The following is a 12,549-nucleotide window of genomic DNA, read 5'->3' on the forward strand; positions in this document are numbered from 1 at the left end:
TTTCTGGATTCGTTGGCACAATCTTTTTCTTGTGAAACTTTTGTCAACACGAGAAAAGCAACGAATTGCTTCGAATGTTGCAGCCCCCCAAAACGACATAGGCTGGGTGGCATGGCTTTCGGAGGGTGGCGCAGAGGCGTTTGCGAGGGCAATATCAAGGCCCCGATTAATGTGAACGCTTTGTACTTACTATCCAAACGGATACATGTGTTGCCGGATCGCGCGTCAGTCATGAAACAAACAAGGGGTTACCAAAAGCTTCACAACCACCTGCCAGCGGAGTCAACAGTCCATGGAACATCCCCCCGCCCCCAGTTCCCCGCTTGAGGCAACGACGCTTTCGCTGGTGGATCTCTTCGTCGCGCGCAACAGCGTTGCATCGCCGCCGGGCCCGATCGTCGGGGCGCTTCAGGTCCCGGCGGACCTGCTCGCGCGATGGGCTGGCAAGGCGTCCCGATCGGCCTTCCTTGCCGACACCCTCTTTGCAGCCGCGTGGAGACTGCTTCAGCTTCGCTGGCTCGGAAGCGCGACGGTGGAACTCGCCAAGACCGCGAACGACTGGCTCGCGGAAGTCGACCACGCACGACGCTCCGCACCGGACGCAACCGCCGAGGGCGACGGGTTTCGACTGAGCTTCACGGCCGAAACCTCGGTGCTGGGCTTGAGCGGCCCGGCGGCCCTGCTCGACACCGAGCTCGCCGGATTGCTCCTGGCCGCCATCGCCGACACCGCGACCGATCTGCTGGATCGCCCCGAGGCCACCCTGCGCGAGATCCGCACGCTCACCGCTGACGACCGCAGGAAACAGCTGGACGAATGGAACGTTCCACCTGCCCCGTACGAGGCGACGCTGACCGTCCATGCGGTGTTCGACCGCCAGGTGGCCGCTCGGGGAGAAGCCATCGCCCTCGTCGGAGAGGACGGCCCCCTGAGCTATAACGAAGTCGCGCGCCGTGCCGAACTCATGGCGCGCCGGCTGCAATCGCACGGGGTTCGGGCCGGCCATGCGGTCGGCGTCATGCTCGATCGCTCGAGTGCCGCCGTCGTCACGCTGCTCGGCATCCTGAAGGCAGGCGCGGCTTACGTGCCGGTCCAGCCCGATTTCCCCGCCGAGCGCATCGCTTTCATGCTGTCGCACGCCGACGTCGGTCTCGTCGTCACCCAGGCCGCGCACCGGCAGCTCGTTCCCAGCGAGTTGCCGATGCTCTCGATCGATGGAGCAGAAGCAGCCGACGAAGCTGCGCTCCCGCCGCTGGCGGCCGCCGAGGCCGACGGCGAATCGGTCGCCTATGTGATGTACACCTCAGGCTCGACCGGCACCCCCAAGGGCATCGAGATCTGTCACCGCTCGATCCTGCGCCTGGTGATCGATGCGCACTATGTGGACCTGTCGGCAGGCCTGGCCATGCTGCATGCGGCGCCGCTGGGCTTCGATGCCTCGACGCTCGAGATCTGGGGCCCGCTGCTCAACGGCGGCATCTGCGTGGTCCATGACGAGCAGGTTCCGACCGGTGCCGGACTCGCGCGAACCATCGAGCGGCATTCCGTGCACACCGCGTGGCTGACCGCGGCGCTGTTCAACGCCGTGATCGACGACGACCCCAGGCAGCTCGCCGGCCTGCGCCAGCTGCTCGCAGGCGGCGAGGCGCTGTCGGTGCCGCATGTGCGCCGCGCGATCGAGGCGCTGCCCGGGACGACGCTGATCAACGGCTACGGCCCGACCGAGTGCACCACCTTCTCGGCCACGTACCGGATTCCCCGCGAGTTGCCGGGCGATGCGCGTTCGGTGCCGATCGGCCGACCGATCAACGAAACCACGCTGCGCGTCCTGAGCCCGACGATGGCCCTGCTGCCTGCCGGCCTCGTGGGCGAGCTTTGCATCGGCGGACGCGGCCTGGCGCGCGGTTACCTGCAGCGTCCCGACCTGACCGCCGAGCGCTTCGTGCCCGATCCGTACGGCGGGCCCGGCGACCGCCTCTACCGCACCGGCGACCAGGTGCGCTGGCTGCCCGACGGCACCATCGAATACATCGGCCGTGTGGACGGCCAGGTCAAGATCCGCGGCCACCGCATCGAGACCGGCGAGGTCGAGGCGGCCTTGCTCGCGCATCCCGGCGTCAAGTCCTGCGCCGTGATTGCGCGCAAGGACGCCTCGGGCCGGCTGATTCTGGTCGCTTACCTGGTCGCACGCGGCGCCGAAGTGCCGTGGACCACGCTGCGCCGCCATCTGTCCGATCGTCTGCCGGAAGCGATGCTGCCTTCGGCACAGGTGTGGCTTGCGCAACTGCCGGTGACCAACAACGGCAAGCTCGACCGGCGCGCCCTGCCCGAACCTCCGCGCCAGCGGCCTGAGCTGGCACAAGCCTTCGAGGAGCCGCGCACCGATGCCGAACGGATGGTGTGCGCCACCTTCGCGCAAGCGCTGGGCATCGACCACGTCGGCCGCAACGACAACTTCTTCGATCTCGGCGGCGATTCGCTGCTGGTGCTGAGGGTCATGAAGGACCTGCAGCGCCACAGCGCACGGCGTCTTTCGACCAACCTCTTCTTCCGCCATCCGACGCCCGCCGCGGTCGCCGCAAGCCTCCAGGCCGAGGAACCGGCACAACCGCGGCAGCGCGAGGCCGACAGGTTCCCGGCGCACGCGGGCAGCCAACTGGAGCCGGTGGCGCTGATTGCGATGGCCGGCCGCTTTCCGGGCGCAGCGGATGTCGAACAGTTCTGGGACAACCTGCTCGCGGGCCGCGAGTCGATCACCTTCTTCGACGACTCGACGCTGGACGCCGGCGTGAGCGCCGCATTGCGCGCCGACCCGCTCTACGTCCGCGCGCGTGGCGTCATCGACGACATCGAGCAGTTCGACGCCGCCTTCTTCGGCATCAATCCGAAGGAGGCCGAGCTGATGGACCCGCAGCAGCGCGTGTTCCTGGAGATCTGCTGGGAATGTCTCGAACGCGGCGGCTACGTGCCCGACCAGGCGCCCGGCCCGGTTGGCGTGTACGGCGGCATGTACAACCCGACCTACTTCCAGCGGCACGTCTCGACGCGTCCCGACCTGATCGAAATGGTCGGCGACTTCCAGGTCATGCTGGCCAACGAGAAGGACTACATCACCACGCGCGTGGCGAACCGGCTCAACCTCACCGGCCCGGCAGTCAGCGTGCACACCGCGTGCTCGACCTCGCTGGTGGCGGTGGCGCAAGCCTTCTACGCGTTGCGCACCGGTCAGTGCCGCATGGCGCTCGCCGGCGGCGCGTCGGTGACCTGCCCGCCGCGCAGCGGCTATCTCTACAACGAAGGGTCGATGCTGTCGCCGGACGGGCACACGCGCAGCTTCGACGCCAAGGCCCGCGGCACCGTCTTCAGCGACGGCGCGGCGGTGGTGCTGCTCAAGCGGCTCTCGGATGCGATCGCCGACGGCGACACCATCTATGCGGTGCTGCGTGGCGCTGCGGTCAACAACGACGGCGGCGCCAAGGCCAGCTTCACCGCTCCGAGCGTGGACGGCCAGGCCGCGGTGATCGAAGCCGCACTGGCATCGGCCGGCGTCGATGCGCGCAGCATCGCCTACGTCGAAACCCACGGCACCGCGACGCCGATGGGCGATCCGATCGAGGTCGAAGGGCTCACGCGCGCCTTTGCCGCACATACCGCCGACAAGGGCTTCTGCGTCATCGGCTCGCTCAAGAGCAATGTCGGCCACATGGTCACCGCCGCCGGTGCGGCGGGCTTGATCAAGGCCGCCCTCGCGATGCACACCGAGGCGATTCCGGCGACCCTGCACTACGAGTCGCCGAACCCGGCGATCGACTTCGAGGCGACGCCTTTCCGGGTCGATGCGGCGTTGCGTCCATGGCCGCGCGAGGCAACGCCGCGGCGTGCCGGCGTCAGCAGCTTCGGCGTCGGCGGCACGAACGCACACGTGGTCATCGAGGAAGCGCCGTTGCGCGAACCCTCCGATGCGGCCACGGGTCCGCAACTCCTCACGCTCTCGGCCCGCTCGCCGGCTGCGCTCGCCGCCGCGATGGGCCGGCTGGCCGATCATCTCGACGCGCATCGCGATGTTCCGCTGGCTGATGTCGCCCACACGCTGCGCATAGGTCGGAAGGCGTTCACGCACCGTGGCTGCGTGGTCGCGAACTCGGTCGAAGAGGCCGTCGCGGCGCTGCGCGCGCCCGACTCGGCATCGCGCGCCACGGCTGCGCTCAATGCCTGGGTTTCGCAGCCGGTCTTCGCATTCCCGGGACAGGGCGCGCAGTACGCGGGCATGGGCCGCACGCTGTATGAGAACGACGCCGTCTTCCGCGCCGCCTTCGACGACTGCCTGCGCGCCTTTGACGGTGTGCTCGGATTCGACCTGCGCGAGCGGATGTTCTCGGACGATGGCGCAGCGCTCGCGCCGACGTCGGTGACGCAGCCGGCGACCTTCGCGCTCGAGTATTCATTGGCGCGCCAGCTGATGGCGTTGCAGGTCCGGCCCTCGGCCATGGTCGGCCACAGCGTCGGCGAGTTCGCCGCCGCGGTGCTGGCTGGCGTGATGCGCCTCGAAGACGCGGCCCGCCTCGTGGCGCGTCGCGGAGCGCTCATGCAGGCATTGCCCGCGGGCACGATGCTGTCTGTGCGGATGCCTGCCGCCGAGCTGCTGCCCCTGCTGCCGGAAGGCATCGCGCTGGCTGCCGACAACGGTCCCAATGTCTGCGTGGCCGCCGGCCCGAACGACGCGATCGAGAATCTGCGCGCCGCACTCGAAGCCAAGGGCATCGTCGCGAAAGCACTCCAGACTTCGCACGCCTTCCATTCGGCGATGATGGACCCGGCCGTCGCGCCGTTCGAAGCCCTGGTGCGCGAGATCAAGCTCTCGCCGCCGGCTCTGCCGATCTACTCCACGCTCACGGGCCGCCTGCTCACCGACGAGGAAGCGACCGATCCGCGGTACTGGGCGCGCCACCTGCGCGAAACCGTGCGCTTCTCGCCGGCGGTGCGCGAGGTGCTGGCCCAACTCGCGCATCCGCTCTTCATCGAGATCGGCCCGCGCAACACACTCGCAACGCTGGTGCGCCAGCACGCGACCAAGACCCAGCCTTCGCCCGCCATCTCGCTGCTGCTGGATCAGCCGCAGGGCGAGAGCGCCGCATGGCGCCTTGCCGCCGGTCGCCTCTGGGCACACGGCATCGAGCTGGACCTGAACGTTCTCGACACGCGCGCACGCAAGCAGCGCGTGCGCCTGCCGACCTATCCCTTCGAGCGCAAGCGCTTCTGGGTGGACATCGCCGCAGCGCCAGCCGTGGCTGTCGCGCCTGCTGCGAATTCCACCGCTTCCGCCCCTCTTTCCATTTCGATTCCGGAGCTGACGATGACTGCCGCTGCCATTTCCACACCGCCCGCGCGCCGCGCCTCCCTCGTCACGCGCCTGCGCGAGCTGTTCGAAGACCTGTCCGGCGTGGCCATGGCGGACGTCGACGGCGGCACGCCCTTTGTCGAGATCGGATTCGATTCGCTCACGCTCACGCAGGCCTCGCTGCAGGTCAAGAAGATCTTCAAGGTCAACCTGACATTCCGCCAGTTGATGGAGAGCTATCGCAACTTCGATGCGCTCGCGGAGTTCCTCGACGCCACGCTGCCGCCCGATCCGGCAGCCCCTGCACCGGCAGCACAGGCCGCTGCGCCCGTGGTCGCCGTGGCCACCGCGTCAGCTCCCCAGGCTGCGGCCTTCGTGATGCCCGTGCAGCAGGTGATGCCCCCGGCCGCCGGCACCGGCAGCCTCGTGCAGCAACTCATCGCGCAACAGATGCAATTGATGCAGCAGCAACTCGCATTGCTGTCGGCGGCACCAGCGATTCCGGCCAGCCCCGTGCTGCCGGCGCCGGTGGTGGAGCAACCCACGCCAACGGCCACCGCCGCGGCCACGGCGTCCAATTCCCAGGCACCGCAGGCGGCTTCGTCCGCTTCCGCTGCGGAGCCGGCCACGCCCGTCAAGTACGACGTGAAGAAGGCCTTCGGCGCCATCGCCCGCATCCATACGCAGAGCAAGGAGCCGACCGAGCGACAGAAGGCGCGGCTTGCGGCGTTCATGCGCCGCTACGTGGAACGCACGGCAAAGAGCAAGGAATTCACCGCGAAGAACCGCTCGCACATGGCCGACCCGCGCGTGGTCAACGGCTTCCGTCCGGCGACGAAGGAGATCACCTACCAGATCGTGATCGAGCGCTCCAAGGGCTCGCGCCTCTGGGACATCGACGGCAACGAGTACGTCGACACGCTCAACGGCTTCGGCATGAACCTGTTCGGCTGGACGCCGGACTTCATCAACGAAGCGGTGCACAGGCAGCTCGACCTCGGCTACGAGATCGGCCCGCAGCATCCGTTGGCTGCCGATGTGACGAAGCTCCTGTGCGAACTCACCGGCTTCGACCGCGCCGCGCTGTGCAACACCGGCTCCGAAGCGGTCATGGCGGCGCTGCGCATCGCGCGCACCGCCACCGGCCGCAGCACCGTGGTGCTGTTCACCGGCTCCTATCACGGCACCTTCGACGAAGTGCTGGTGCGCGCCGGGCGAGATGCCAAGGGCATGTCGGCCGCCCCCGGCGTGATGCAGGGCATGTTCGGCGATGTGCGCGTGCTGGACTACGGCACCCCCGAGGCGCTCGAGTTCATCCGCGCGAACGCGGACGACCTCGCCGCAGTGCTCGTGGAGCCGGTGCAGAGCCGGCGGCCCGACTTCCAGCCGCGCGAGTTCCTGCGCGAGCTGCGCGCGATCACCGAGAAATCGGAAACCTGCCTGATCTTCGACGAGGTCATTACCGGTTTCCGCAGCGACATCGGCGGCGCGCAGGCGATCTTCGGCATCCGCGCGGATCTCGCGACCTACGGCAAGGTGCTCGGCGGTGGATTCCCGGTCGGCGTGATCGCGGGCAAGCGTGCCTACATGGATGCGCTGGACGGCGGCGCGTGGCAGTACGGCGACGATTCGGTGCCCACGGTCGGCGTGACCTATTTCGCGGGCACCTTCGTGCGCCACCCCCTCGCACTCGCCGCATCGAAGGCCGCGCTCGAACATCTTAAGCAGGACAACAACAAGCTGCAGACGCAACTCAACCTGCACACCGCCGCGATGGCTGACGAGCTCACCGCGTTCTGCCGCGAGGTCGGCGCGCCGCTGGAAATCCGCTACTTCTCGTCGCTGTGGCGCGTGAGCTGGCTCGAAGACCACCCGCTGCAGGACCTGCTGTTCGCGATGATGCGCAGCCGCGGCGTGCACATCCTCGACAACTTCCCCTGCTTCATGACCACCGCGCATTCGCAGCAGGACATCGCCACCATCAAGTCGGCGTTCAAGGAATCGATCGCCGAGATGCAGGAAGCCGAACTGCTGCCGCGCCGCGCGGTGGCCAAGCCGGCCTTCGATCCGTCGCATCCGCCGGTGCCCAATGCGCGGCTCGGCCGCGACAAGGACGGCCAGCCCGCGTGGTTCGTGCCCGATCCCAACGCCCAAGGCAAATTCACGAAGTTCCAAGCATGACTGAAGCCGTACTCACCCCCGTCGACAGCGCGCCCGCCGACGACTTCGATCCCTTCGCGTCGGGCCTCATCGAGCGGATCGTTCCGACGACCGAGGCGCAGCGAGAGGTCTGGCTGGGTGATCGGCTGAGTCCGGAAGCTTCTCTGGCCTACAACGAGTCGCTGCGGATGCGACTGCGGGGCGCGCTGGATGCCCAGGCACTCTCCGCCGCGCTCGACCAGCTGGTGGCGCGGCACGAATCCCTGCGCGCGACCATCTCGCCCGATGGCACGCAACTGCTGATCGGCGAAGCCGTGCCGGTGGGCATGGCCGAACACGACCTGCGGTCGCTCGAACCCGCGGCACAGAAGCGCCGGCTCGAGGATGAAAGCCTCGCGGCGGTCCTCGACCCGTTCGAGCTCGAAAAGGGGCCGCTCTTCAGGGCCGCGCTCTACAGGCTGTCGGACACCGAGCATGTGCTGGTGATGACCGCGCACCACGCGGTCTGCGACGGCTGGTCGTGGGGTGTCATCAGCCAGGACCTCGGCCTGCTCTACGCGGAGCAGATCGGTGCCGGTCCGGCGCTCGAGGCGCCCGCAAAGTACTCCGACTACGCGACCTGGGAAACGCAGGAAGCGTCCAGCCCCGCGATGCAGGCGCACATCGACTACTGGCTGTCGCGCTTCGCGGGCGGCAGCCTGCCGGTGCTCGAGCTCCCGCTCGACCGGCCGCGCCCGGCCGTGCGGACCTTCAGCTCGCGCCGCGTCGACCATGTGCTGGGCCGGGACCTGATCGATTCGCTGCGCAAGGTCGGCGCCTCGTCGGGCACGAGCCTGTTCGCGACCATGTTCAGTGCCTTCGCGGCCACGCTGCACCGGCTGAGCGCGCAGGACGACCTCGTGATCGGCATCGCCGCCGCCGGCCAGATGCCGAGCGACATGCCCTCGCTGGTGGGCCACTGCGTCAACACGCTGCCCATTCGCGTCGCGGTCGAGCCGCAAATGTCCTTCGACACCTTCGCCAAGGCTTCTGGCACGACGCTGCTGGATGCCTTCGAGCACCAGACGCTGACCTACGGCGCGCTGCTGCGCAAGCTGTCGGTGCCGCGCGATCCGAGCCGCCTGCCGCTGGTGAACGTGCTCTTCAACCTCGACAGCGGGGCGCTGGTCACGAGCAACTTTCCCGAGATCGAATCCGAGCAGAGCTCGATCCCGCGCCGCTACGAGAACTTCGAGCTGTTCGTCAACATCTCGCCGATCGCGAAGGGCATGCAGATCGAGGCGCAATACAACGCCGATCTGTACGACGACGCCACGGTCAAGCGCTGGCTCGGCATGTACGAGTGCCTTCTGCGTTCGGTCGCCTCCGACCCCGCACAGGCCGTCGGCAGGCTCAACATGCTCGACGAATCGGAAGCGAAGGCCATCGACGCGCTGCAACCCGCACCAACGGCTCGCAGCGGCCAGCCGCTGATGCACGCCGGCTTCATCGAACAGGCCGCGAAGACCCCAGGGCGGAACGCGCTGCGCGACGGCGACCGCCACCTGAGCTATCTGGCGCTCGACGAACAATCGAATCGCCTCGCGCATGCGTTGCGCGAGCGCGGCATGGGACGCGGCCAGCGGGTGGGCCTGTGCCTGGACCGCGGCGCCGACATGATGGTCGCGCTGCTGGCGGTGCTGAAGTCCGGCGCCGCCTACGTGCCGCTCGACCCGGCGTTCCCGCAGGCCCGGCTCGACTACTACGCGGAGGACGCGCAGCTCGGCCTGCTGCTGACCCGCTCCAGCGTCGCCGCGGTGCCCGCGAACTGGTGCGCCGATGCCGCCCAGCGCGTGCTCACGCTCGACCGTGACACCGGATGGCAGAACCAGCCCGCCACCGCGCTCCCGCCGTCCGCGCAGGACGCGCAGGCCGGCGATGCGGCCTACGTGATCTACACCTCCGGCTCCACCGGCAAGCCCAAGGGCGTGTGCGTGCCGCACGGTGCGGTCGCCAATTTCCTGCAGAGCATGCGCGAGGCGCCCGGCATCACCGCCGACGACCGCCTCGCGGCGGTGACCACGCTGTCGTTCGACATCGCGGTGCTCGAACTCATGCTGCCCCTCACGGTCGGCGCCGAGGTGATCCTGGTGTCGCGCGACACCACGATGGACGGCAACGCGCTGCGCGCCCTCATCGAACAGAGCGGCGCGACCATGATGCAGGCGACGCCGGGCGGCTGGCGCCTGCTGCTCGATGCGCAATGGCCGGGCTCGCCGACCTTCAAGGCGCTGGTCGGCGGCGAAGGGCTGCCATCGGATCTCGCGCAGTCCCTGCTGCAGCGCTGCGGCGAACTCTGGAACATGTACGGACCGACCGAGACGACGATCTGGTCCACCCTCTGGCGCGTCGAACCCGCGCGGGTGGCACAACGCGGCGTCTCGATCGGCAAGCCGATCGCCAACACGACGGTGTGGGTGCTCGACGCGCTGGGCCAGCGCTGCCCGGTCGGCGTACCCGGCGAGATCGTGATCGGCGGCGACGGCGTGACGCTGGGCTACCTCGACCGGCCCGAGCTCACCGCCGAGCGCTTCGTTCCGGACCCGTGGAGCGCGCCCGGTGCGCGCCTCTACCGCACCGGCGACCGCGGCCGCTGGGGCAACGACGGCCTGCTCGAACACATGGGCCGCTTCGACTTCCAGGTGAAGGTGCGCGGCTACCGCATCGAGCTCGGCGAGATCGAGGCCGCCTGCAATGAAGCCCCGGGCGTGGGTAACAGCGTGGTCATCACGCGCGAGGACCAGCCGGGCGACGTGCGGCTGGTCGCCTACGTGAGCCCGTCGGCGGGCGCGAGCATCGATCCGCACGAGCTGGACCGTCGCCTGCGCGAGCGCCTGCCGCAGTACATGCTGCCGCAGCACGTGGTGACGCTGGACGCGATCCCCTTCCTGCCCAACGGCAAGGTCGACCGCAAGGCGCTGCCCAAACCGACGGCCGTGCGCGAGAAGGCGGTCGAACGCGTGGCGCCCCGCAACGAACACGAGAAGGCGGTGCTCGGGCACATGGAGCATGTGCTGAACCTTCCGGGCCTCGGGATCCACGACGACTTCTTCTCGCTGGGCGGCCATTCGCTGCTGGCGGCGCGGCTGGCCACGCTGCTCAGCCGCGAGTTCGACGTGACGGTGCCGCTGCGCGTGCTATTCGAAGCGCCCACCGCGGAGCGCCTCGCCTGCGCCGTGCAGACGCTGAGCCAGAACGGTGCGCCGCGCAGCGAAGCGATCAAGGCGCTGCCGGGCCGCCGCGTCGCGCCGCTGACGCCGATGCAGGAGCGCATCCGATTCCTCGAGGAGATGTACCCGGACCGCTCCACGTACAACGCGCCCTCGGCGCACCGGCTCGGCGGTCCGATGGATGTCGACAAGTTCAAGGCCGCGCTGCGCACGATCATCGAGCGGCAGCCGTCCCTGCGCACCGCCTTCGGCATCGATCCCGCGACCGGCGAACCGGCGGCGCTGATCGCCGACAGCGTGCCGTACGAGTTGCCGGTCGTCGACCTGAGCGTCCTCCCCGAAGGCGAACGCGCGAACGCGCTCAACGAGCAGATGCGCGAACTGGCGGACCGCCCCATCGCCATCCACGAGGCGCCGCTGTTCCACGCGACGCTGTTCCGCCTGGCCGCCGACGACCATGTCTTCGTGTTCGTGCCGCATCACCTGGTCTGGGACGGCTGGTCCTTCGACATCCTGCAGCACGAGCTGGCGACGATCTACGGCGCGCTGGTGCGCGGCGAGCCGCACGGCCTGCCGCCGCTCGCGGCGACGCACGGCGACTATGCCGACTGGTACGCGCGCTGGCTCGAATCGCCGGCCGCGCTGGTGCAGCTGCGCTACTGGAAGGAGCGCTTCGCCAAGGCGCCGCCCGCCAAGGCGCCGCGTACCGACATGCCGCGCCTGGCCGGCATGAGCGGCCACGGCGGATCGCACTGGATCAGCGTCGACAAGGAGCTCACAGAAGGGCTGCGCCAGCTCGGCCAGCGCCACGAGATGACGCTGAACATGCTGACGCTCGGCATCTACGCGATGATGATGAGCCATGTCATCGGCACTCCATCGATCGTCATCGCGACACCCGTGCGCGGCCGCGAAGCGCCGGAGCTCGAACCGGTCATGGGCTTCTTCAACAACCTGCTGGCGCTGCCCTTCCAGATCGACGGGACGCTGCGCTTCGGCGAGTTCATGCAGCACGTCAAGCAGGAACTGATCTCGGTGATGGACCACCAGCAGATCCCCTTCGAGCGGCTCGCCCGCGAGCCCGAGTTCGCCGAGCGCGCCCAGGGCGTGGGCCTCTACCAGGCGCTGTTCTCGTTCCAGGACGCGCGCGAACGCGAAAAGGACGTCGGCGGACTCGCCGACCGGCAGGTGCACCTGGTGCAGCACGGCGCGACCGACGACCTCGGCCTCTGGCTCATGGACAAGGCGAACGTGCTGGAAGGCGCGGTGATCTACAACGCCGACATCTACAGCCAGGAAACCGGCGCGGCGTTCAAGGCGCGCTACATCGAGCTGCTGCGCCGGGTGGTCGAGCAGCCCGACGCGACCCTCGAGGCGCTGCTGGCGCCGCAGGGTTCGGAGAGCGCGATCTACCTGCAGCGGCTGTCGGCCAACGCGGTCGATGCGCCGGCGCCGGTCGTCGAATCGGCACCAGCGGCGCCTGCGGCAACGCCGGTCGCGGCCTCGCCACTGCCCCAGGCGCTGCTGCAGCCGGAGCAGGCGCGCTTGGCCCAGATCTGGGCCAGCGCTCTGAGCATCGACGTGAACGACATCCGCCCCGACGAGACCTTCTTCGACCTGGGCGGCGATTCGCTGCTGGCCATGCGCGTGATCCAGCAGGCCGAGCAGGTGATGGGCTTCCGGATCGAGCCGCGCCGCTATGTCTACGAAACGCTGGCGCAGCTGTCGTCCGCGGCGGCCGGCACGGCCATCGATCCGGCGGAAGCCTTGACGCCGGAGAAGGAAACGAAGCGCGGTCTCCTCGGCCGCGTGTTCTCCGGCTGGAGCCGCAAGGGCTGAAGG

The 12,549-nt window shown here is 68.8% G+C and carries 2 protein-coding genes; both read left to right on the forward strand.

Annotation, left to right across the window (positions count from 1 at the left end; translation table 11 throughout):
• Window positions 1-292 precede the first annotated feature (292 nt).
• Window positions 293-7,519, forward strand: a complete 7,227-nt coding sequence (locus tag BLW05_RS16490) for a type I polyketide synthase (protein ID WP_093164197.1) — start codon at window positions 293-295, stop codon at window positions 7,517-7,519.
• Complete coding sequence (locus BLW05_RS16495; protein ID WP_093164199.1) at window positions 7,516-12,546, forward strand: non-ribosomal peptide synthetase; 5,031 nt, start codon at window positions 7,516-7,518, stop codon at window positions 12,544-12,546. The genes BLW05_RS16490 and BLW05_RS16495 overlap by 4 nt, the downstream gene beginning before the upstream one ends.
• The last annotated feature ends 3 nt before the right edge of the window (window positions 12,547-12,549 follow it).

The organism is Variovorax sp. YR216 (assembly GCF_900107745.1).
GTDB lineage: Bacteria > Pseudomonadota > Gammaproteobacteria > Burkholderiales > Burkholderiaceae_C > Variovorax.